Source organism: Paracoccus onubensis (assembly GCF_003591515.1).
GTDB classification, from domain to species: Bacteria; Pseudomonadota; Alphaproteobacteria; order Rhodobacterales; family Rhodobacteraceae; genus Paracoccus; species Paracoccus onubensis.
Map to the genome: position 1 here is coordinate 340,485 of NZ_QZCG01000001.1, position 22,760 is coordinate 363,244.

Below are 22,760 nucleotides of genomic sequence, written 5' to 3' on the forward strand. Positions count from 1 at the left end.
GCGGTGAGCGTCGTCGATAGGATTTCAGCGGGCGCCGCCCGCGATCCGGCCAGAGAGTGGCCGCTTGAACTTTATGATCTGCTGAAGCGCGCGGGTATCCGGCAGGTGTCATATGTCCCCGATGCGGGGCATTCCGCGCTTATCCGCCTGTTCGGCGATGATGCGGATATGACCACCAATATGTTGACAACCGAGGAAGAGGGCATCGCCATTGCGACCGGCGCGTGGCTTGGCGGCCAGCGCAGCGTTGTTCTGATGCAAAGCTCGGGGGTGGGAAACTGCATCAACATGCTGTCGCTGCCGGTGCAGACCCGCACGCCGCTGCTGATGCTGGTGACGATGCGCGGGGAATGGGCCGAGTTCAATCCCTGGCAGGTCCCCATGGGGCAGGCGACCGAGGCGGCGCTTACGGCAATCGGCGTGACCGTGCTGCGCGCGGAAACACCGGAAGACCTGATCGAGATCGCAGAGCAGGCCGCCGGAATGGCCTTCGACGCGGATCAGCAGATCGCGGTGCTGATCGGTCAACGCCTGCTTGGCAAGAAGAAATGGTGAATGACATGACGCTCCCGACAATGGACCGCCGTGCGGCGGTGGCGAAACTTCTGGCTGCGCGGGACGGCGCGCTGGTGGTGACCGGTCTTGGCTCGCCCAGCTATGACGTTCACGCGGCAGGCGATATGGATAACAACTATTATCTTTGGGGCGCCATGGGAGGCGCTGCGCTGGTCGGGCTTGGCATCGCGCAGGCGCAGCGCGACAGGCGGGTCATGGTCATCACCGGCGATGGCGAGCAGTTGATGGCTTTTGGTGCCCTGGCGACCATTGCGGTTGCCGCGCCGAAAAACCTTGACGTGATCGTGCTGGACAACCAGCATTTCGGCGAGACCGGGATGCAGCCAAGCCATACCGGGCACGGCATTGCCCTCGACCGGGTCGCGGCCGCTGCCGGTTTCGCCGAAACCGCCGAGATTCGCAGCCTTGAAGAGCTCGGGGCATTGACCAAACGCCTGCGCGAACCTGCCGCCGGGCCGCGGCTTTTCGTCCTTAAGGTCGAAGCGAATAATCTGCCGCGCTCCCTGCCGCCACGCGACGCGGTATTCGTCAAGAACCGGTTTCGTGCGCATCTGGGGCTGGCGAGTTGTTGAAATGGCCGGGAATGCGGCTTCGTCCGTTCCGGCTGATGTAAAGGCGGCCACGCGGCCGCGGCATGGGGGGAAGATGGCACTTGCACGATTCCAGAACACCGTCGGCGGGCGTCTTGTCCCGGCCCGGAACACATTCGAGTCGCTGGATCCGTTCACCGGCAAACCCTGGGCGCTTATTCCGGAAGATGGCCCCGCCGAGGTCGAGGCGGCCGTGGCTGCGGCGAAAGCGGCGTTTCGCAACCCGGCATGGGCAGGGCTGAATGCCGGTGCGCGTGGAAAACTGCTGCTGCGCGTGGCGGAGCTGATTGCCCGGGACGCCGATCGCCTTGCTGCGCTTGAAACCCGCGACAATGGCAAGCTTCTGGCCGAGATGACGGCGCAATTGCGCTATATCCCTGAATGGTTCCGTTATTTCGGCGGGCTTGCGGACAAGATCGAAGGCGCTGTCCTGCCCATCGACAAAAGCGGCATGTTCGCCTTTACCCGACGCGAGCCGCTTGGCGTGATCGCGGCGATCATGCCCTGGAATTCGCCGCTGATGCTGTTGACATGGAAACTCGCGCCGCTGCTTGCCGCGGGCAATACCGCGGTCATCAAACCGTCCGAACACAGCTCTGCCTCGGCGCTGGAATTCGTGAAGCTGTTCGAGCAGGCGGGTTTTCCTCCGGGCGTCGTCAATACCGTGACCGGGATGCCGAAGGAGGTCGGAACCCCGTTGGTCAGCCATCCCGATGTGGCCAAGATCGCCTTTACCGGTGGTGAGCCGGGGGGGCTTGCAGTTTACCGGGCGGCGGTCGAGGGGCTGAAGACGGTGACGCTGGAACTGGGCGGAAAATCGGCCAATATCGTTTTTGGCGACGCCAATATCGATAGCGCGGTGAATGGGGCGATTTCCGGCATTTTCGCGGCCTCGGGTCAGACCTGCATTGCCGGATCGCGTCTGCTGGTGCATCGCTCCGTGCATGATCGGGTCGTCGAGGGCGTGGTGGCGCTGGCGGGCAAGGCGCGGCTTGGCAATCCCGCCGATGCCGCGACTCAGGTCGGCCCGGTCACCACGCGGGCGCAGCGCGAAAAGGTGCTGTCCTATCTTGATATCGCGCAGGACGAAGGGGCCGAGCTTGCCCTTGGGGGCGGCACGCCGGATGCCGACGGGCTTCGCGACGGCTGGTTCGTGCAGCCGACGATCTTCACCGGGGTCAGCAACCGGATGCGGATTGCGAGGGAAGAGGTTTTCGGTCCGGTGCTTTCGGTCATTCCCTTCGACGAGGAAGAAGAGGCCTATGCCATCGCCAATGACAGCCCTTATGGTCTGGCGGCCGGGCTTTGGACCTCGGATATCGGGCGGGCTTTGCGCGGCAGCGCGGCTTTGGAGGCCGGGACGATCTGGGTGAATTCCTATCGTGCGGTCAGCTATATGGCTCCTTTCGGCGGCTATAAGCGATCGGGGATCGGGCGTGAGAACGGGCAGGACGCCATCGACGCCTATCTGCAGACCAAAACCGTCTGGATCGATATGATCGGCGAGACCGCCAATCCCTTTGTCATCCGGTGATATTGAAGGAGAACGTCATGAGACTTCAGGGAAGGACCGCCATCGTTACCGGTGCGGCAGGCGGGATCGGCCGCGCCAGCGCGATACGCTTCCTTGCCGAGGGCGCAAAGGTCGTTCTTGGTGATGTGGACGAGTCCCGGCTTATGGCGACCGCCGCCGCGATCGGCACGGATGAGACAGTGCTTGCCGTTGTCGCCGATGTCTCGAAAAAGGCGGATATCGATGCGTTGGTGGCCGCGGCGGTCGGGAAATTCGGTCGCGTCGACATCATGCTGAACAATGCCGGGATCGCGCCGGTGATGGATTTCCTCGATGTGAGCGAAGAGATCTACGATCATGTGCTGAGCGTGAATCTGAAAGGCGCGTTCCTTGGCACTCAGGCCGCCGCCCGTCAGATGATCGCTCAGGGCGAGGGTGGGGTGATCATCAACATGTCTTCGATCAATTCCGGGCTCGCCAATCCGAATGTCGCAACCTATGCGATTTCCAAAGGCGGGATGAATCAGGTGACGTCCACCGCCGCAGTGGCCTTTGCGCCCTATGGCATCCGCGTCTGCGGCGTCGGCCCCGGCACGATCGCAACGGATATCATCAAGGGTGCCTTTACCGAGCGTGCAGGCATGGATGCCATCCTTGCCCGCACACCGATGGGGCGTCTGGGGGAGCCGGAAGAGGTTGCTTCGGTCGTGGCATTCCTTGCCAGCGATGACGCTTCTTATATCACCGGCGAGACGATTTATCCCGATGGCGGCCGCCGTGTGCTGAACTATACCGTGCCGGTCAGGGAATAAGCAGGATGAATGGCCCCGACGGCAGGTTGCGGCGATCCATATCCTGTTGTCCGCCGGATCGCAGATGTCATGTCGCCGGCTTTGACGGCTATTGTTCCTTCAGGCGCATGAATTGAATGAAGCAGAACAGATAGGCAAGAAACAGGACCAATCCGCAGCCAAGCGCATGGTCCGTGAACAGTCCTGCCGCGAAACTGCAGATCACGCCGCTCAGCATCTGGAAGCAGCCATAAAGCCCCGAGGCGGATCCGACATTGCTGCCAGCCAGCCGAAGCGTGGTGCCGATCGCGACCGGTCCCAGACCCCCGGCGGCGAAAAGAATGATCAGGCTTACGGTGACGACGGAAACCGGCGTCAGCATGTCGGTGATCGCGCCGATCAGGAATGCCAGCCCGGCAAGGACTCCGATGACGGAAAAGCTTCGAAGGATCAGGCGGTCCCTTACCCGCCCAACGATAGCGCGGGTCAGCAGGGAACCGGCCGCCGCCGCTGCAAGCGTGCTTCCGACGCAATACCCGACCGCCTGAACGCTCAGACCCATTTCGGAAGTCAGGATGAACGGTGCAGAGACGAAATAGGCATAGCACGCCGTCGATCCGAATGCTCCGCCGGTTATGGCTCTGAAAAAGGCTTTCCCGGCAAGAAGATCCCGGAATGTCGCGTAGATGCGCGTGGCGTTCAGTGTTCCGCTTGGGGCGGCGGTCTCGGGCAGATAGCGGGTGGCAAGTGCGATGGTTATCAATCCCATAAGCACCAGCGCCCCGAAAATCGTCCGCCATCCGAACAGGCCGGCAATCTCGGCGCCGATCACGGGTGCCAGACCGGGGCCAAGAAGCAGGATGAGGTTCAGGATCGCGATGCTGCGCGTGGTGCTTATGCCTCTGCTTGTGTCGGCCACGATGACGCGGGTCAGTGCCAGCCCGCCCGCGCCGCCCAAAGCCTGCAGGAAACGCGCGGCAATCAGGAACTCGATTCCCGTGGCAAGATAGGATGCAACCGCCCCGGTGCAATAGATGCACAACGCGCCAAGAACCGCGGGGCGCCGTCCTATCGCATCCGATAACGGGCCATAGATCAATTGTCCAAGCGCCAGACCAAGGATGTAAACGGTGACGGTCAGCTGGATGGTCTGGCTGTCCGTATGCAGGGCCAGAGCAGCCTGAGGCAGCGCGGGAACGAAGATATGCATCGCCAGCGTGCCGCTGAAAGCGATCAGCACCAGAAGCGCAAGTGAAGCGTGCAGGGGTTTATCCGTGGGCGTGGTGGTCATGTAATCGGCGTCACGATACAGGCAGGGGCATTTTTCGGGGGGGCGGGAAAGCATGGCGGGCTGAATCATCCATCCGGGATATTTGCCGAAATCCTGATAAGTGCCGAACGCATGGCGGCAATTTCCTCGTCCGAGACGGAGGTGAGGAATTTCCGCTCGGCTTCCATGCTTTTTGCGATGATGAATTCCGCCCAGCTTCGTCCTTCCGCCGTAAGCGAGATGCGTTTCGTCCGCTTGTCGTCGGCGTCGGGCGCAGAGGCGACAAGATCGCGCTCGGTCAAAAGCTGAATGACGCGAACCAGTGCGGACGGATCAAGGCCAAGCTGGGCGGCAAGATCCCGTTGACGCATCGGCTGATTATGATCGTAAAGCGCAATCAGCGGGCTGCGGGTCGCATCGGTGAAGCCGACGGCGCGAAACTCGTCATCGATATAACGGCGCCATTTCCGAAAGATGCTGCCCAGAAGGCGACCGAACCGGGCGGAGGGATCCGCCTGAGGCTGCGCTTGGGTCGCTTTGACAGGTAAAATCGATGACATGTCATTCGATTAGCCCCCGTGGCGTTGACATGCAAGGGGCAGGGATGCTGGTCGTGTCGAGGATCCGTGATAAATATGGAATATTTTTTCATAATATATAGGGTGGCATAAATATATTTTGAATCAGTAGATTGATGAGGATTCTTGACAGATTCACCTTTTCTGCAGGTCATGCGATCATGGATGATCCGGGCTGCCTCAGCCTGCCGGATGGCGGCGTGTTTTCACACTGTGAAACCGGGTCCTCTTTCATTGACGGTCGCGCGTTGGCTTCGTCCAATATGCGCAAGCTGCTGGCGGCCCGAGTTCGTTCAGTACCGCCAAAGGGATGGAGGAGACGGGATGCCCGGGAATTTGCAGATCATGAGCACCCTCGCGGTGGAACTTGCGTTCAAGCGCGATATCCTGCCCGCGTGGCAGGAAAAGGGGATCGACACCAGCGTGCAATGGTCGCCGACAACCGTACTGGTCCAGGAGATCCGGCAGGGAAAGCGGGCCGATGCGATCATCATGATCGAACATCAGCTTGAAGCGTTGGAGGCGGAAGGCATCGTCGAATCCAGCTCGATCACTCCGCTTGCGCAGGCCCGGTTCGGGCTGGGCGTGCTGGCGGGGGCCGCGCATCCGGCAATCGACACCGCAGAGGATTTTCTTGACGCGATCCGTGCCGCGCGGAGCATCGCCTATTCGCTGGCGGGTGCCAGCGGCATCCATTTCCGCAAAATTCTGCAGGATCGCGGGATGACGGATGTGCTGGATCGGGCCACGCCCATTCAGGCGGGCTTCACCGCCGAGAAACTGGTCTCGGGAGAGGCGGATCTTGCCGTGCAGCAGATCAGCGAGTTGATGCTTGTGAAGGGCGTCGAGATTGTCGGTCCGTTCCCGGAGCCATTGCAGCAGACAACCGATTTCGCTTGTGCCATCTTTGCGGATGCCCCGAATGCGGCGCATGCCCGCACTTTCCTTGATCACCTGCAATCGCCGCAATCGCAACAGGCCTATCGGGATGGTGGCCTTGATTCCCTTGTCACCGCTCAACCCGCCTGAACCGGAGTTCGCCATGCCACGCTCACCCCGTATCGTTCTGTTCCACGCCACGCCGGTCGCGATGGAGCCAATCAAAACCTCGATGGCGCGGCTATGGCCAGAGGCCGAGGCGGTCAATCTGCTGGATGACGGTCTGACCATCGACCGGGCGCGAGAAGGCGACGAATTGTCCGAGATCCTGATCGAGCGTTTCGTGGATCTTGGCCGCTATGCCTGCCGCGCCGGTGCCGACGGGATCCTCGTCACCTGCTCGGCCTTCGGTCCCGCCATCGATCGCATGATCGGGACGCTGCCGGTGCCGGTGCTGAAACCGAACGAGGCGATGTTCCGGGCCGCGATCCGGCAGGGCAGGCGCATCGGCATGCTGGCGACATTCGCGCCCTCGGTTCCGACGATGGAGGCCGAGTTTGCCGAATTCGCGGCGCAGGCGGGGGCAGACAGCAAGCTGGACACGATCGTCGTGCCGGACGCCATCGATCTTCTGCGCAAGGGCGATGCCGAAACCCATAACCGTCTGGTGGGCGACATGGCCCCCGATCTGGCCGACAGGGACGCGATCATGCTGGCGCATTTCTCGACCTCTCGCGCGGCGGAAAAGGTACGCGCGGCGGTCAGCGTCCCGGTATTCACCGCACCCGATGCGGCGGTCACGCGGATGCGCGAACTGGTGGCGGGGTAATCCATGCTTCTGGGGGTTATCGCCGACGATTTCACCGGCGCCAGCGACATCGCCAATACCATCGCCCGCGGTAACGGCGAAAGCGGCGGGCTGGTCACATCGCAATATATGGGTATTCCCGATTATAATGCCGACCCGACGGTTGAAGCCGGGGTGATCTCTCTGAAAAGCCGCTCGGTGCCGAAAGCGGATGCCGTGGCGCTATCGCTTGAAGCGCTGCGCTGGCTGAAGGCACAGGGCTGCCGACAGATCGTGTTCAAATACTGCTCGACCTTCGATTCCACGCCACAGGGGAATATCGGTCCGGTCGCGCAGGCATTGGCGGCGGAACTGGGCGTTGACGGGGTGGTTGTCTGCCCGGCATTCCCAAAGGCGGGCCGCACGATCTATCAGGGGCATCTCTTCGTGCATGACCGGCTGCTGAGCGAATCCGGGATGCAGAACCATCCTTTGACGCCGATGACCGATGCCGATATCCGCCGCTGGCTGTCGCTGCAGGTCACCGGCGATGTCGGGTTGATATCGTTGAATACCGTCCGGCAGGGCGCGGACGCATTGCGGCAGGCTCTGGCGCAGGACGGTCGGCAACTGGTGGTCGTCGATGCGGTTGACGATTCGGATCTGGCAATCATCGGGCGGGCCTGCGCAGAGGCGCCGCTGGTCACGGGTGGCTCAGGCGCGGCTTTGGGGCTGCCCGCGAATTTCATCGCATCGGGGCAGGCGCGCGGACATCATGGAGGCGGTTTCGCCGGTGCCGTCGGCCCCGAAGCTATCCTTGCCGGAAGCTGTTCGGGCGCGACGCGGGGGCAGGTCGATCATCATGCGAAGGGCCATCCCGTCCTGCCGATCCCGGTCGATCAGGTGATGACCGGCGAGATCGGCGTTCCGCAACTGCTGTCATTCCTGCTGGAGCATAGCGGCAAAGCGCCGCTGGCCTATTCCTCGGCCACGCCCGAAGAGGTGCGGGCGGCACAGGAACGTTATGGGCGCGAGAATGTCTCGGATGCGCTGGACAGGCTGTTTGCATCCACGGCGCAGGCATTTCTGGATCAGGGCGGCAAGCGGCTGGTGGTGGCGGGGGGCGAGACCTCGGGCGCGGTGGCGCAGGCGCTGGATCTGGGCGAGGTGATGATCGGTCCCGAGATCGACCCGGGGGTTCCGATCCTGATCTCGGCGCGGCGCGATGCGGTGCTGGCACTCAAATCCGGGAATTTCGGACAACAGGATTTCTTCAGGAAGGCCGCAAACATGCTGGCGTGGGCGGGCTCATGAGCGAGGAAGCCGATCTGCGCAGCAAGATCGTCCGGCTGGGCGCATTGCTGTACAACCGTCAGCTTGCGCATGGCAGCGCCGGGAACCTGTCGGCGCGGCTGGCCGATGGCAGCATTCTGGTGACGCCCACGAATAGCTGCCTTGGGATGCTGCATCCCGATCAGGTTTCGCGGGTCTCTGCCGCAGGCGAATTGCTGGACGGGGATCCGCCGTCGAAAGAGGCATTCTTCCACCTTGCCATGTATGAAGAGCGCCCCCGGACCGGTGCCGTCGTGCATCTGCATTCGACCTATGCGGTGGCCGTCTCCTGCATGTGCCATGACTGCACCGATGACGTGTTGCCGCCATTGACGGCTTATCACGCCATGCGTGTGGGTAAGCTGCCATTGGTGGATTACTATCGGCCCGGTGACCGGGCGCTTGCCGATGCGGTCCGCAAGACCGCCCGGAACGCGCATTCCATGCTGCTGGCCAATCACGGCCCCATCGTGTCGGCGAAGTCGCTGGAACAGGCGATCTATACCTATGAAGAGCTGGAAGAAACGGCAAAGCTGTTCTTCATCCTTGGCGACCGGCCGACGCGGCCACTGAGCGCGCAGGCGCTTGCCGAACTGAACGCCGCCTTCCCAAGCTGACATGCGTTTTGCCCTGTGGAAGTGGGCGACGGCAATGGATGAAACTATCGTGAAACGCCATGAAACGGGCGATTTTCTGCCGTGGATAGCGCCCTCCGCGGCGGGAAACTGACGGTTTCGCATATCGCTGCTCAGGCGGATTTTCACATTGCGAAAGCAAATCCGTTACAGTTGATCGGAAGCGGTATCACCCACATCCTCCGCTGGACAAAAGCCCGCACGGGACTGGCGGGCGACGATCTCGGGATTTCCCCGGCCAAGATCATCCGAGTGCAAGATGCCGCCGGAATCGGCGGCACTGGTCTAAATGTTCTAAGGAGGAACTGGATATTATGGCGATGCCAGAAAATGTTACGACAGATAAGGATTTCCCGATCCCGGAAACCATGAAAGCATGGGTCCTGGGCGATCCCGGCGAATTGAACTATGTCGATAAACCGGTTCCCACACCGAAAAGGGCAGAGGTTCTGGTGCGGATCGATGCCGTGGCGATCTGCGCGACCGATCTGGAAATCATCCATCACGGTCCACCCGCGATGATCGAGGGCGATCTGCCCTTCAACAAGAACTACACGCCGGGTCATGAATATATGGGCACCGTCGTGGCGCTTGGGCCGGGTGTGGACGAATTCGCCATCGGTGAACGTGTGACGGTGGAAATTCATGCCGGTTGCGGCCAGTGCAAACGTTGCCGTCAGGGCATGTATACCTCGTGCCACAATTACGGCAAGAATTACGGCGATGTCGACAAGGGCCACCGGGCCAACGGTTTCACCACCGATGGCGGCTTCTGCGAATATCAGGTGAACAATATCAACACGCTGGTCCATGTGGACGATTCCATGAGCGATGAGGAAGCGACATTGGTCGTCACCGCCGGGACCTCGATGTATGGCCTGACCGAGATCGGCGGGCTGATCGCCGGGGAAAGCATCGTCGTCAGCGGGCCGGGGCCGATCGGGCTTCTGGGCGCGGCGGTTGCAAAGGCGCTTGGCGCGCAGCCCGTCATCCTGACCGGCACCCGCGACAACCGGCTTGAGATCGGCAAACAGCTTGGCGCCGACCACGTGATCAACATCCGCAAGGAGGATCCGGTCGAGACCGTGCGCAAGCTGACCGGGGGCAAGGGTGTCGATTACGTGCTGGAATGCTCGGGCGCGCCGAATGCGGTAAACGAAGCGGCGCAGATGCTGAATCGCGGCGGCAAGATCTGCCTCGCGGCCTTCCCGTCCGACTCGGTGCCGGTGGATGTCGCCTATCTGGTGCGCAACAATATCTATCTTTACGGCATCCGCGGCGAGGGCAAGACGGCCACCCATCGCGCCGAAGCCTATATGCGCCAGAAGCGTTTCGATGCAAGGCTGATCCATACGCATACTTTCGCAATGGATGACCTGCCCGAGGCGCTGCGCTATGCCAAGGACCGGGTCGAGGATGCGATCAAGGTCGTGGTCAAGAACCGCCACGCGGCCCAGATGGTCGAGGCCGCCGAATGATCCGTTAAAGCGACGAAGAATAACGCGCCGGGCAAGAGTGGAGCTTGCCTGGCGCGGAATGTAAACCAAGGGAGGAAAATCATGGCGCATCTCACGCCGACGGAGGCCGCCCCGACAGCGCCGGAACGCAGTGGCATCATGCGCTGGTTGAGCAAGCTGTATATTCAGGTTGTCATCGGGGTCATCATCGGGACGACGCTGGGCTTTGTCGCCCCCGATATCGCGGTCACTCTGAAACCTCTGGGTGATATCTTCATCCGGGCCATCAAGGTTATTGTCACGCCGATCATCTTTCTGACGATCGTGGTGGGCATCGCCGCAATCGGCGATATGCGCAAGGTCGCGAATGTCGGGCTTAAGGCATTGATCTATTTCGAAATCGCCTCGACCTGCGCATTGCTGATCGGTATGGCAGTGGGCAATATCTGGAAATTCGGCAGTGGCATCAACGCCGATCCGGCCGAACTGGATGCCGGTGCGGTGTCAAGCTATGCGCAGCAGGGCGAGGATATGACGTTGATCGACTTTCTGATCAACATGGTGCCGAAAACCTTCCTTGAACCTTTCGTCACGGGGCAAATCCTGCCGGTCCTGTTCGTGGCGGTACTGTTCGGGCTTGGTCTTTGCAAGCTGGGCGAAAGGGCGCAGCCTTTGGTCGCGATGCTTGATACGGCGGCGCATGGCCTGTTCGGCATGGTCAATATCATCATGCGCGCCGCCCCCTTTGCGGCGGCGGGCGCAATGGCGTTCACCATCGGCACATATGGCTTTTCCACGCTGCTGGATCTGGGTCAGCTTGTCCTTGCGGTCTATCTGGTCAGTGCCCTGTTCGTGATCTTCGTGCTGGGCTTCTTCCTGCGCCTTGCCGGGTTCAACATCTTCAAGGTGCTGGCCTATTTCAAGGACGAGATCATTATCGTTTTCGCCGCCACCTCGGCCGAGACCATGATCCCGCGCAGCATGCAGAAACTGGAACGGCTGGGCGTGCAGAAGGAAACCGTCGGACTGGTCATACCGACCGGCTTTTCCTTCAACATGGACGGAACCGCGATCTACATGACGATGGCGGTGCTGTTCCTGGCCCATGCGACCAATACCGACCTGACGATCATGCATCAGCTGACGATCCTGTTCATCATGCTGTTCACCTCGAAAGGCGCGGCAGGCGTGACGGGCGGCGGCTTTATCGCTTTGGCGGCGACCATGCCCGCCATCGGCGTGCTGCCGGTTGCCTCGCTGGCGCTGCTGATTGGTGTCGACCGTTTCATGGCCGAAATCCGCGCGGCGACCAATCTGGCCAGCAATATCATCGCCACGCTGGTCGTCGGCTCGTGGACAGGCAATGTCGACAAGAAGCGGGCGAACGCGATCCTGAATGGCGAGGAGGTTCCGGATCTGCCGCAACAACCGGTATCGGCGCAGGCCGGCGCCGATTCTTCCGACGCGATGGGGCTTGCCCCCGCGCGTTAACCAACCGCCCCCGGACATTGACATATCGGCAATCGTTCGGGGGCGTTTCCCCGAAACAGGAAAACTCACTCCGGACCCTGACCGGCCCGGACCCGGCAAAGACCGCAAAGGAGAACCCATGAGCTTCGCTTTTTCCGAAGGAAATCCGCCCGAAGATACATCCCGGCTGCACAAGCCGCCCTTCGATACCGAGCGGCTGGACCGGCTGATGGAGGATGCCCGGCTTGACGCCCTGCTGGTAACGTCGAAGCACAGCATCCAGTACCTGCTGGGTGGTTATCGCTTCTTCTTCTACGATTACATGGATGCGCATGGCCTTAGCCGCTATCTGCCCTTTTTCGTCTATGTAAAGGGCCGCCCGAAAGACTCCGGCTATGTCGGCGTGCCGATGGAGCGGTACGAAAAGCAGCTGGGCAGTTTCTGGGTCTCGAACCTGAACCTGAAGAATTTTCAAAGCAAGGGCTTCGCGGCGGCAGCAGCCGATATGCTGAAGGGGATCAATGGCGGCGGCGGGCGCGTGGGCATCGAGGTCGGCTTCATGCCCATCGACGCCTATCAGGTGCTGGAAGAGCAGCTTCCTGACGCCACGCTGACCGATGCCACCTTCACGCTTGAATTGCTGCGCGCCCTCAAATCGCCCGAGGAACTGACCCTTCTGCGAGAAGCCTCGGAAAAGGTGGTCGATGCGATGCTGGCGGTGATCGGCAGTCACGGTCCCGGCGTGACCAAGCGCGCCCTGTTCGAGGCGCTGCGGCAAGAAGAAACCAAGCGCGGCCTGAAATTCGAATATGCACTGACCAATATCGGAACCGCCTTCAACCGCGCGCCCTATGACAAGATCTGGGAGGAGGGCGAGACACTGGCGCTGGATTCGGGCGGCAATTACAAGGGCTATATCGGCGATCTGTGCCGGATGGCCTTTACCGGCCAGCCGGATCAGGAACTGGTCGACCTGCTGGGGCAGGTGGAAGAGGTGCAGCAGGCAGGCCGCGGCGGGTTGAAGCCCGGCGCCATCGGCGGCGATATCTTCGAATGGGCGAATGCCGCGCTGGACAGATGCGGCGAGAGGAAGCGGATGTTCTTCTCGGCCCACGGCATGGGCATCGTCAGCCATGAAGCGCCCTGGCTGATGAGCACTGCGGTGCCGACCTATCCCGCCTATCACGCGGACCGCCCGCTGGAGGAAGGCATGGTGATCTCGATCGAGACCGAGCTGCATCATACCGAGCGCGGTTTCATCAAGCTGGAAGACACGATTGCCATTACCGCCGATGGCTGGGAAGCTTATGGCGATACCGGCCGCGGCTGGAACGTCGCGGGCGGCTGATGCGTCTTTCCGGGCCGCCGCCAGACTGGCGGCGGTTCGAATTGCAGTTTTTCATGGATCATATCATGGTGAAAGCATTCCCGCTCAGCGCTCATATGGGCTATCTTTTCACGGATCTCCCGCTGACCGACAGGGTCGCTGCCGCGCGAGATCACGGCTTCGCGGCCGTTGAATATCCTGCCCCCTACGACATTCCGGCGCGGCAGATGGCCGGCCTGCTGAATGCCGCAGGGCTGCGTTATACACAGTTCGGGTTGAGATCCGGCAATGCCGCGAACGGTGAAAAGGGCATCGGAATTCTCCCCGACCGGCGCGAGGAATTCCGCGCCAGCCTGACCGAAGCGCTGGATTATGCCGAGGCCATCGGCGTGCGCATGCTCCATGCGATGTCGGGGATCCTGCCGGCCGCTGAACGCCGCCCCGAGCATCGGGCGTGCTATATCGGAAACCTGCGTCTTGCGGCCGCCGAAGCCGCCAAACGCGATATCACCATCATCATCGAACCGATGAGCGCGGCGGCGGTGCCGGATTATTTCATCGATACACCGCAGGACGCCGCGCAGATCATCGCCGAGACGGGGGCAGGGAATATCGGTCTGCTTCTGGACATCTTCCACACAGCCGCCATCGGGCAGGATATTCATCAGACCATTCGCGACCATGCGCCCCTGATCCGTCACGTTCATATCGCCGATTATCCGGGACGTCATGAACCCGGTTCGGGCGAGCTTGATTTTCCCGCGATCACCGCGACCCTGGCCGAATGCGGGTATGAGGGCGTTCTGGGCTGCGAATATGCGCCTGCGGGCGAGACGGTGGCGGGATTGGGCTGGATGGGTGCGGATTGGGTCGGTTCCGGGACCAAAGCGACCGGATAAGAGGGGCGTTCCCGGATTCGGGGCGCGTCCCGAGCTGTCGGAAATGTCCTGGACGGCCCGCGCTGCCCGGGGCGCTGCCCCTCTTGGCTTGCGGCCAATTCACCCCGAGGTATTTGGACAAAGAAGAAGGGGCGGCCCTGACAGGCAGAATGGGCTGAAATCGCGCAATCCGAAACGAAGTGCCGCCGCGCCCGGATTCAGGTAAAGCAGCCTGCGGGCATGCGGCTGGACAGGTCATTGGCGCATTTCACCACCGCGCGGGTGAGGTAATCGCTATAGGCGTCACTGGCCCGCCGCCGCTCTACCGTTACCCCGATCGAGCCGACGACGGCGCCCGACATGTCCCGCACCGGCGCGGCAAAGCCAGCCTGCCCGGTATGAAATTCGCCATCCTCGACCGCGAAGCCCGACCGCCGCACCAGCCGCAGCTCTTCGGTCAGATCCGACAGCGAGGTGATCGTATGCGGGGTGAACGCGGTCAGCCCGTTATCGGCCACGACCCGCGCCAGCTCAGCCTGCGGCAGCCATGCAAGGATCGCCTTGCCGTTGGCCACAGTATGGACAGCATGGGTCAGGGGGCGGTTGCCGAGATCGATGGCGCTGCCGCGGATCTGCGAGGGCAGGCGGACATAGCTGACCAGCGACGATCCCCGCAGTACCGTCATCTGCACGGCTTCGCGGATATCCTCGTTCAACTCGTGCAAGGACGGTTTCACGAATTCGATCAGTTTCGCCTCGCGCTCGGAGCGGCGCGACAGGATCTCGAATTTGGAGCTGAGACTATAGCCCTGAGCCCGTCCCGAATTGATCACATAGCCGCGGCGGACCAGAGTATTGATCAGGTGATGGCATGTCGACAGGTTCAGATCGGCCAGATTGGCGATATCCTTCAGCATCAGCGGCCGGTCGCTGAGCGACAAGATCTCGATGATCGACAGCACGCGATCGACGGACTGGATGCTTTTGCCTCGTTCCTCGCCGGGCAGGGCAGGGGACAGATGCCTGTAATGGGACGCCCGCTTGCTGCCCGCCGCCGTTAACGCATTCGATACCTGCTGCATGCAAACCTCCGCTTCGATGCCGCAGTGACAAGGCTATCACGTCCCGAAATTCCATCAATGCGTGTATCGGAATTGCGACAGAATTTCATAATGTGAAAAATTGGCGGCCATCGTCACCACATGACGGGTGAAAGATCGTACCGGTCGATGCGTCGTATCGGCATGTCGTGATAACGGGCGGGCTTCGAAGTGGAAACCCATCGATTGATCGAAAATTCAGAACAAAACAATTCTTTTTTCTTGTTGGAATACAGATAAAAAATCCCCCATAAGCCGTGAAATAGCGAAAATTATCCTATCCAATGGCCAGATCACCATGTCGCATGTCACGACCGAGAAGCTTCCGAAAACGGCTGGAGACAGCAAGACATCCTGGACGCCCGGGCTGTGGATGCGGCGCTATCTGCCGGGGCTTTGGCTGGTCGGCCTTCTGACGGCGGCCTCTTACGGATTGCGTTCGTTTCCCGGTCTTGCACAGCTTAGCCCGATGATCATCGGCATCATACTGGGCGTAATGATGTGCAATCTCGCGCCCACGGCCGAGATATTCCGCCCCGGCATCGCCATCGCGGGCAAGGGGCTGCTGCGCGCCGCCGTCGCCCTTCTTGGTGTGCAGATCACCATTGGCGAATTGATCGGGATCGGCGCCTGGGGGCTGGCCAGTGCGGTCATCGCGTTATTCACCACATTTTTCTTTATCCTCTGGGTCGGGCGGCTGATGGGAGTCGGACGTTCGCTTACGGTGCTGATCGCGGCAGGAACCTCGGTTTGCGGCGCCGCTGCGATCGCGGGGGCGAACAGCGCTGCCCGCGGCTCGGATGAGGATGTGACCTATGCGGTCGCAAGCATCACGCTGTTCGGCACGATCGCGATGTTCAGCCTTCCCCTGATCGGCAGGCTTCTGGGCATGGAGACGCAGGCCTATGGCACCTGGGTCGGGCTTTCAGTGCATGAGGTCGCGCAGGTGGTGGGTGCCGGATTCCAAAGTGGTGAACTGGCTGGAAAAACCGCGGTCATTACAAAACTTGTGCGGGTCTTGCTGCTTGCCGTTCTGGTATCCGGGCTTGTGCTTGCCTTCCGGAAAAGAGACGGCGCGGAACCGGAAGCGGACAAGACTTCTGCCGGTGTTCCGCTGGTTCCTGGCTTCATCCTTGGTTTTCTGGGGCTGGTTCTGCTGAATTCGGGCGGCCTGTTGCCCGAGATGCCCCGCGAGGCGATCATCGATGTGACGCCCGTTCTGTTGACTGCCGCGCTTGCGGCGCTGGGGCTTGGCACGCGGTTCGACAAGCTGCGCGAATTGGGCGTGAAGCCGCTGATCCTTTGCGGATTGGGTACGATTGTCATCACCACGCTTTCCTATATTCTCGTGTCGATGTGATATCGAGGCGGCTTCCGATCTTCGGATTGCGGCCATCTGAAAGTACCGCCCATGACCATTGACCAGCTGCGGATTTTCCTTGAGGTGGCCCGGCAGCAGCATGTTACCCAGGCAGCAGCCATGCTGAATCTGACCCAATCAACGGTCAGTGCCGCGATCAAGGCATTGGAAACCCGGCATGACGTGCAACTTTTCAACCGGCTTGGCCGCGGCATTCACCTTACCCGCGAGGGCGAGCAATTCGTTGCTCTGGCCGAAAAGGTTCTGGCCTCTGTGCGCGATGCCGAGCAGTTGCTGCAGGATTTCGGCGTTGGCAATGCCGGTCGGCTGAAGATATTCGCCAGCCAGACGGTCGCCAGCGTCTGGCTCCCCCAGCGTCTGGTGCAGTTTCATCAGCACTGCCCGGCAATCAGCATCGGACTTGAGGTCAGCAATACGCAGAATTGCGTGGATGCGATTATCCAGGGCAAGGCCGACGCGGCCTTTATCGAAGCGTCGGTCAATAATGCCGAACTTTGCCAGATCCCCGTGGGGCTTGATCAGTTGGTGCTGCTTGTCGGAGAGCAGCATCACTGGAGCGGGACACCTCCGCGCGGTTTTGGCGAATTGTTCGAAACCGGCTGGATTCTGCGTGAGGCGGGCTCGGGCACCCGCGCGACATTCGAGCAGAAACTGCGCGCCGAAGGGTATGATCCCGAACAGCTCGACATCTTCCTTGAGCTTCCCAGCAACGAGTCGGTTTGCGCCGCTGTCGAGGGCTCGAAGCTGGCGACCGTGATCTCGAAGGATGTCGCGCAACCCTATCTGAGTGCCGGACGCATGGTTGCGCCGCCCTTCGATCTGCCGGCGCGTCCGTTCCATATGATCCGCCACAAGGACCGGCATCGCTCGCGCGCGTTGGGTCTGCTTGAGGAATTCATGGCGGCCAAGCGCTCCGTAACCCCGCCACCGGCTGGCGGTCTCTGATCCGGGGGAGGAATACGGGGCAGTCGGTTGTCCGCGTTCCGATTTCAACCAACGCGAAACCGCTCTCATCTTCTCTTCTGTCCTCGGGTATCTGTCCCAGGAAATGAATATGCGGCCCGCCTTGAAACGGGCCGCATATCAGAGCTTTACCTTGTTCCGTCTGTCGGAAGTCAGTTTGCTTCCGGCAGGGCATAGGCGACGATGTAATCGCCCCGATCGGGCGATTGCCGTGCGCCACCTGCGGAGACGACGACGAATTGCCGGCCGCTTTCGGGCGATACATAGGTCATCGGCGTTGCCTGTGCGCCGACCGGCAGGCGAGCTTTCCACAATTCCTCGCCGGTGAAGGTATCTAAGGCGCGCAGATAGTAATCCTGCGTTCCCGCATAGAAGGTCAGCCCTCCGGCAGTGGTCATCGGCCCGCCCAGGGAAGGCATGCCCACGGGGATCGGCAGATTGGTCTTCATTCCCAGAGGGCCGCTATCCTGCAATGTCCCTGCGGGAACCTGCCATGCGATCTCGCGGGTTTTCAGGTCGATGCCGGTGATGGTGCCATAGGGAGGCTGATGACAGGGAACCTGCAGGGGCGAGAAGAAACCGTTCTTCCACGCCGCATAGGGAGTCCCGGTCTGGGTCGCCAGCCCCTCATGCGAATCCGATGATACCGCACCGGATTCGACTTCGGCCTGCGGGATGAGCTGGACGAATTGCGGCATGCGGATATCATTGACGATCAGCATCGAATTGCCTTCGTCGACCGAGGCGGAGCCCCAGTTCATCCCGCCGTAATAGCCCGGCATGATCAGGCTCATATCTGTGCCCGGAGGTGTGAATTCACCCTCGTATCGCATCTTGCGGAACTGGATCCGGCAATAAAGCAGGTCATAGGGCGTCGCGCCCCACATCCGTGCCTCGGTGAAGGGTTCGGTGCCGATGGCGGGCATGCCCACGGAGTAGGGTTGAGTTTCGGACAGGAAATCTTCCGGAACGCCACCGGCCTGCGGCACTGGCTTTTCTTCGACCTTGGCGATCGGATTGCCGTCGCGGCGATCCAGCATGAAGATCTGGCCCCGCTTGGTCACCTGGATAAGCGCGGGAATCGTGCCGCCGTCTCCGTCGGGGATATCGTAAAGCGCCGGTTGCGACGGAACGTCATAGTCCCAGATGTCGTGATGGACGGTCTGGAATTTCCAACGCTCCTTGCCCGTGGCCAGATCAAGCGCCACGACCGAGGCGGAATATTCCTCGGCAGCTTCCGAACGATGGGCGCCGAAGAAATCGGGGGTGGCGTTGCCGGTCGGCAGATAGATCAGCCCCAGTTCCTCATCCACGGCCGGAGTCGACCAGACATTCGGGGTTCCCGGGGTATAGGTCTCGCCTTCCGGGGGCGCTCCGGTGATCGCGGGATTGCCAAGATCCCATGCCCAGGCAAGCTCACCCGTGACTGCGGAAAATGCCCGGACAGCGCCCGAAGGCTCGCCGGTCTTGACATTGTCCCAGACCCAGCCGCCGACGACGATCAGGTCATCCGCGACGGTCGGAGCAGAGGTCTGGAAATAGAAGCCTTCCTCGACTTCGCCCATGCCCTGCTTGAGGTCGACAATGCCTGCATCGCCGAAACCGGCGCAGGGCTCGCCCGTCGCCGCGTCGATCTGGATCAGCCGCGCATCGATGGTGGTCAAGACGATCCGCTGCGCGCAGGCTTGGGGTTCCGCTGCTGCGGTTTCCTCTGTTTCCGCAGTGCCGGGTGTTTCCGTCGCTGCGGGGCCTTCGGCGGTTTCCGCGCCGTCTTCCGACGTCGCGGGATCGCCGGGCTGCGCGGTCGCGGTGGTGCCGGCGGCAAGGGCGGCATCCGAAGGTTCGTAATAGCTGACCCCACGGCAACGCTGCCACAATGGCGAACTGGCTTCGGGATCGTATTTCCAGCGAAGTTCGCCCGTCTCGGCGTTCAGGGCGTGAACGATATTATGCGGCGAGCAGGTATAAACGGTGTCGTTCACCATCAGCGGCGTATTCTGATCCTGCGCAGGATCTTCCGCGGTATCGCCGGTCTGAAAGGTCCAGGCGACTTCGAGTTCACCGACATTCCCGGCATTGATCTGATCGATCTGCGCGAAGCGGGTGCCATGTGTGGTCCGGGCATAGGCGGGCCAATCCGTCCGGGCATCCGCGGGCACTTCCGCAACCGCATCCGGCGCGGTGCCCCGGATCACTCCATGAGGCTGGAACGCCAGATAGCCGGTCGCGGCCAGTGCCAGAACAAGGATGGCGGCAATGGTGAAGGGAAGCGCCTTGCGCGGACGCCCCGGAAACAGCGGCACGCATAGCGCGACGACGATCCCCAGAACCATCGGCGCCACCAGACGCGGCACGAGCGGCCAGAAATCCATGCCGGCTTCCCACAGCGCCCAGGCGACCGTGGCAAGGAACACAAGCGCATAAAGCCAGATCCCGGCCTTATTGCGTATGAAGAACAAGATACCGGTAACGACGATGCACAGGCCGGCGAGCAGGTAATACCACGACCCGCCAAGACCGATAAGCTGTGCGCCGCTCCAGGCCAGTGGCAGCCCGGCGAGCGCAATGAGTATGCCGACGATACGCAACAGCAACCCGCCACCTTCCGGCGGCTTGCTTTGCAAATTGTTCATGGACATCCGATGTTCCTTTCTCACGCGGCCCGAAATGCTGCGGACCGTACCGCAATACCAATCAGCATGACTGGCCGATCGGAGGACCTGGCGGCTTATGGGAAGGGCGAGGCAATGCCTGGCTGGACGGTTCGTATTTTTCCCGCCGACAAGTTCCTGAAAGATTGGTAGGCCAGAAAACAACAAATGACAACGCGCAGAACGCTGTAACGTCAGAATATTTTTAGGTGTTGTGCAGTTCGTGCAAATGCATCCGCCACCGTCACGACAAGCTCAGCCCGGCCGCGAATGTATAGCCGACGCCGTAGACGACCTTGATCGGTGCGGGCAGATTGACCCGTTGTTCGATCTTGCGGCGAAGCCGGCTGACCACCGCATCCAGATGCCGGTGATCGAAGGGCCAGTTGGGCCGGGCCACGACATTCGCCAGTTCGTCCCGCGAGCAAATCCCCCCCGAACGCTTGCACAGCAGATGCATGAAGGCGAATTCGGTTGCGGTCAGCTTCAGGGCATGACCGTTCGGCGCGATCAGCGTCCAGTCTATGGTGTCCAGAATCCACTGCCCGGATTCTTCGCTTCCGGAGCCGGGCGCATCGCTCGTGCGCCTCAAAAGGCTGCGGATCGCGGCTTCGATCTCTCGCAGGGTGCTGTGCTTGACCAGATAGATATCCGCGCCACTCTCATAGCCGCGAATGCGGTCGTCGCTATCTCCCAGCGCAGTCAGCATGATGATGCCGCAAGGATGTGATCCGCGAATTTCGCCGGCAAGTTCGAAGCCGTTTCCGTCCGGCAGCCCGACATCCAGAATGACAACATCCGGCGGAGTGCCCTTGGCAAGGGTCAGGCGCAGATCCTGCGCCGTCGCGACCCCCATGGTCGTATATCCCGTCAGTTCGAGAAAATCCGTCAAATCGCGGCGAAGGCGGGATTCATCCTCGACGATAAGAATATGTGTCATGCCATCATTTCCTTCGGCAGAGCGGGCTGTGCCGATCCATGCGGCAGGGGCAGGCTTACGATCGCGGTCATGCCCCGGCTCTCATTGGGCGATAGATGCAGTTTGCCGCCATGATAGCCAAGCAGCTTGCGCGACATGTAAAGGCCAAGCCCGGTGCCGGTTCCCGCCTTTGTATTCGAACCCCGGAAGAAGCGGCGGCCGATCTTGTGGAAATCCGCTTGCGGAATGCCGATGCCGCGGTCACGGATCCGGATGGTGATCTCGGTGTCCCTGGTTCGGATATCGATTTCGATCGGCTGATCCTCGGGCGAATATTTGAGCGCATTGTCAATCAGGTTGATCAGCACTGTCGCCAGCATCTCGGGATCCGCGAACAGCAATGTTCCACCGTCGTCGGCGGTGAAGATCAGCCGTTCGCCGCGTCCTGTCAGCTCGAAATGCAATCTTACATCCGAGATGAGCAGGCCGATCCTGATCGGTTCCGGCTGGAATCCCGTATCGCGATCCTTGGCCATGAAACGCTCGATCAGCGAAACCAGCCGGTCTATCGCCTCGCCGATCGCGGCGATCCGGTCCTTCGTGGCCGAAGGCGATTTGTCTCCGACAAGTTCGATCATGTCGGTCGCATTGCGGATGATGGCAAGCGGGGTGCGGAATTCATGGCCGACGATCCGCATGAAATCGGTCTGTTCCTCGCGCAGGCCGCGTTCGGTTTCGAGACTTGCGCTTAGCCGCGTCTCAAGCTGGCGGCGCATCGTGATTTCGTGGGACAAGGCGGTGTTCTTTTCGCGCAGGTCGTTCGACAGCCGCGTGCTGACCATGAACAGCATGCAGGCGAAGAAGGCGATCTGGAACAATGATCCCTGCAGCAGATACCAGCTGTTATGGTTGGCCAGAACCAGTGAATTCACCAGCCCGACCATCCGGAATTCAAAGACGCTTTGCGCAATGCTCGAGGCCATGTATTCGACGAATATCCCGATGGTGATCCAGCGCAGCAGGATCGGCTGGGTCCGGTCGCGGCTCAGGGCCAGACAAATCACCGACATCATGATCACCGTGAAGATCGTCGACATATGCACCCGGATGGCGACATTACCCGGATCAATGGTGACGGCGATGTTCCAGCCGATGACATGCAGGACAAGCAGCGATATCCCGATCCAGCTATAGCGAGGCTGGCCAAGAAAGCGGGCCAGCCCTTCGGCAAGCAGGACCAGTCCAACCTTGATCGTCGTATTGGCCAGCACGATGCTCCAGCCTGAGGGCTCGACGCCGCGTATGATCATGAGAAAAAGCCCAAGCGCGATGGCGCCCAGCCCCGCGGCGAGAAACTTGAGTTCGTAAAGATGCCGCCACGCCAGCCATACAAAGATCCAGGCGATTGCCTGCAAACTCGCGATTGCAAATGTGACAATCAGCACAGTCTTGAGATCAAGCATGACTGAATATCTCCCGGCACCCTTCTTCTATATTGCATACGGGTCGAGATTTTACCGTTGCAGGAGTTTCCGCATCAGGCAAGCGCCGCATGCCATATGCAAGATTTCCGAAGAATTCCATAGAATTGGTAGGTAGACTCATAAGTTCAGCCGTCGGTATCGTAGCGGAGTTCCGATCCGGTGGCGAAGTATTTCCTGAC

At 61.0% G+C, this 22,760-nt stretch carries 20 protein-coding genes; 14 read left to right on the forward strand and 6 right to left on the reverse strand.

All coding sequences use genetic code 11. The features are described 5' to 3' along the window. Positions 1-3: 3 nt before the first annotated feature. The 4 genes from D3P04_RS01650 to D3P04_RS01665 all read left to right on the forward strand — a co-directional run bounded on the left by D3P04_RS01650 (position 4) and on the right by D3P04_RS01665 (position 3,491). Positions 4-555, forward strand: coding sequence for a thiamine pyrophosphate-binding protein (locus D3P04_RS01650; protein WP_220475238.1), 552 nt, complete (start codon positions 4-6; stop codon positions 553-555). 5 nt (positions 556-560) lie between these two features. After that, on the forward strand, positions 561-1,148 hold the full coding sequence (locus tag D3P04_RS01655; RefSeq protein WP_119745632.1) for a thiamine pyrophosphate-dependent enzyme: 588 nt from the start codon (positions 561-563) through the stop codon (positions 1,146-1,148). Positions 1,149-1,221: 73 nt separating this feature from the next. After that, positions 1,222-2,700: an aldehyde dehydrogenase gene (locus D3P04_RS01660; RefSeq protein ID WP_119745634.1), complete on the forward strand. Its 1,479-nt coding sequence runs from the start codon at positions 1,222-1,224 to the stop codon at positions 2,698-2,700. A 17-nt stretch (positions 2,701-2,717) separates the two neighbouring features. After that, entirely contained in the window at positions 2,718-3,491 is a 774-nt protein-coding gene (locus tag D3P04_RS01665; protein ID WP_119745243.1) for an SDR family NAD(P)-dependent oxidoreductase, read from the forward strand. A gap of 88 nt (positions 3,492-3,579) precedes the next feature. Here D3P04_RS01665 and D3P04_RS01670 read toward each other — a convergent pair whose 3' ends face one another. Further along, entirely contained in the window at positions 3,580-4,815 is a 1,236-nt protein-coding gene (locus tag D3P04_RS01670) for an MFS transporter (RefSeq protein WP_182912700.1), read from the reverse strand. A gap of 11 nt (positions 4,816-4,826) precedes the next feature. Further along, on the reverse strand, positions 4,827-5,300 hold the full coding sequence (locus D3P04_RS01675) for a MarR family winged helix-turn-helix transcriptional regulator (protein WP_119745247.1): 474 nt from the start codon (positions 5,298-5,300) through the stop codon (positions 4,827-4,829). 342 nt (positions 5,301-5,642) lie between these two features. Here D3P04_RS01675 and D3P04_RS01680 point away from each other — a divergent pair, with 342 nt between their 5' ends. The 8 genes from D3P04_RS01680 (at position 5,643) to D3P04_RS01715 (ending at position 14,104) form a co-directional block, all read left to right on the forward strand. Further along, positions 5,643-6,347 (forward strand): molybdate ABC transporter substrate-binding protein, encoded by a 705-nt coding sequence (locus D3P04_RS01680; RefSeq protein ID WP_182912701.1) that lies wholly within the window; start codon positions 5,643-5,645, stop codon positions 6,345-6,347. A 13-nt stretch (positions 6,348-6,360) separates the two neighbouring features. Further along, the gene (locus D3P04_RS01685) at positions 6,361-7,026 is read left to right on the forward strand and encodes an aspartate/glutamate racemase family protein (protein ID WP_119745251.1); all 666 of its coding nucleotides are present in this window, start codon (positions 6,361-6,363) and stop codon (positions 7,024-7,026) included. A 3-nt stretch (positions 7,027-7,029) separates the two neighbouring features. After that, the gene (gene otnK / locus D3P04_RS01690; RefSeq protein ID WP_119745253.1) at positions 7,030-8,298 is read left to right on the forward strand and encodes a 3-oxo-tetronate kinase; all 1,269 of its coding nucleotides are present in this window, start codon (positions 7,030-7,032) and stop codon (positions 8,296-8,298) included. After that, positions 8,295-8,933 (forward strand): 3-oxo-tetronate 4-phosphate decarboxylase, encoded by a 639-nt coding sequence (gene otnC / locus D3P04_RS01695; RefSeq protein WP_119745255.1) that lies wholly within the window; start codon positions 8,295-8,297, stop codon positions 8,931-8,933. The genes otnK and otnC overlap by 4 nt, the downstream gene beginning before the upstream one ends. A gap of 332 nt (positions 8,934-9,265) precedes the next feature. Further along, complete coding sequence (locus tag D3P04_RS01700) at positions 9,266-10,429, forward strand: zinc-dependent alcohol dehydrogenase (protein ID WP_119745257.1); 1,164 nt, start codon at positions 9,266-9,268, stop codon at positions 10,427-10,429. 81 nt (positions 10,430-10,510) lie between these two features. Beyond that, positions 10,511-11,899 carry a C4-dicarboxylate transporter DctA gene (dctA, locus tag D3P04_RS01705; RefSeq protein ID WP_119745259.1) on the forward strand — a complete coding sequence of 463 codons (1,389 nt, stop codon included), beginning with the start codon at positions 10,511-10,513 and terminating at the stop codon, positions 11,897-11,899. Positions 11,900-12,017: 118 nt separating this feature from the next. Further along, the gene (locus tag D3P04_RS01710; protein WP_119745261.1) at positions 12,018-13,226 is read left to right on the forward strand and encodes a M24 family metallopeptidase; all 1,209 of its coding nucleotides are present in this window, start codon (positions 12,018-12,020) and stop codon (positions 13,224-13,226) included. A gap of 65 nt (positions 13,227-13,291) precedes the next feature. Further along, complete coding sequence (locus D3P04_RS01715) at positions 13,292-14,104, forward strand: hydroxypyruvate isomerase family protein (protein WP_220475239.1); 813 nt, start codon at positions 13,292-13,294, stop codon at positions 14,102-14,104. A 197-nt stretch (positions 14,105-14,301) separates the two neighbouring features. Here the strand turns inward: D3P04_RS01715 and D3P04_RS01720 are convergent, their stop codons facing one another. Then, on the reverse strand, positions 14,302-15,165 hold the full coding sequence (locus D3P04_RS01720; RefSeq protein ID WP_119745263.1) for an IclR family transcriptional regulator: 864 nt from the start codon (positions 15,163-15,165) through the stop codon (positions 14,302-14,304). Between the two features lie 316 nt (positions 15,166-15,481). Between D3P04_RS01720 and D3P04_RS01725 the strand changes: the two genes are divergently transcribed. Next, entirely contained in the window at positions 15,482-16,543 is a 1,062-nt protein-coding gene (locus tag D3P04_RS01725; RefSeq protein WP_119745265.1) for a YeiH family protein, read from the forward strand. 51 nt (positions 16,544-16,594) lie between these two features. Next, the gene (locus tag D3P04_RS01730) at positions 16,595-17,509 is read left to right on the forward strand and encodes a LysR family transcriptional regulator (protein ID WP_119745267.1); all 915 of its coding nucleotides are present in this window, start codon (positions 16,595-16,597) and stop codon (positions 17,507-17,509) included. A gap of 170 nt (positions 17,510-17,679) precedes the next feature. On the opposite strand, the gene D3P04_RS01735 is transcribed toward D3P04_RS01730, so the two are convergent. From D3P04_RS01735 to D3P04_RS01745, 3 genes are all read right to left on the reverse strand, one after another. Continuing rightward, the gene (locus tag D3P04_RS01735) at positions 17,680-20,166 is read right to left on the reverse strand and encodes a membrane-bound PQQ-dependent dehydrogenase, glucose/quinate/shikimate family (protein WP_220475240.1); all 2,487 of its coding nucleotides are present in this window, start codon (positions 20,164-20,166) and stop codon (positions 17,680-17,682) included. Between the two features lie 256 nt (positions 20,167-20,422). Then, entirely contained in the window at positions 20,423-21,118 is a 696-nt protein-coding gene (locus D3P04_RS01740; protein WP_119745269.1) for a response regulator transcription factor, read from the reverse strand. Next, the gene (locus tag D3P04_RS01745; protein WP_119745270.1) at positions 21,115-22,560 is read right to left on the reverse strand and encodes a sensor histidine kinase; all 1,446 of its coding nucleotides are present in this window, start codon (positions 22,558-22,560) and stop codon (positions 21,115-21,117) included. The genes D3P04_RS01740 and D3P04_RS01745 overlap by 4 nt, the downstream gene beginning before the upstream one ends. Positions 22,561-22,760 lie beyond the last annotated feature (200 nt).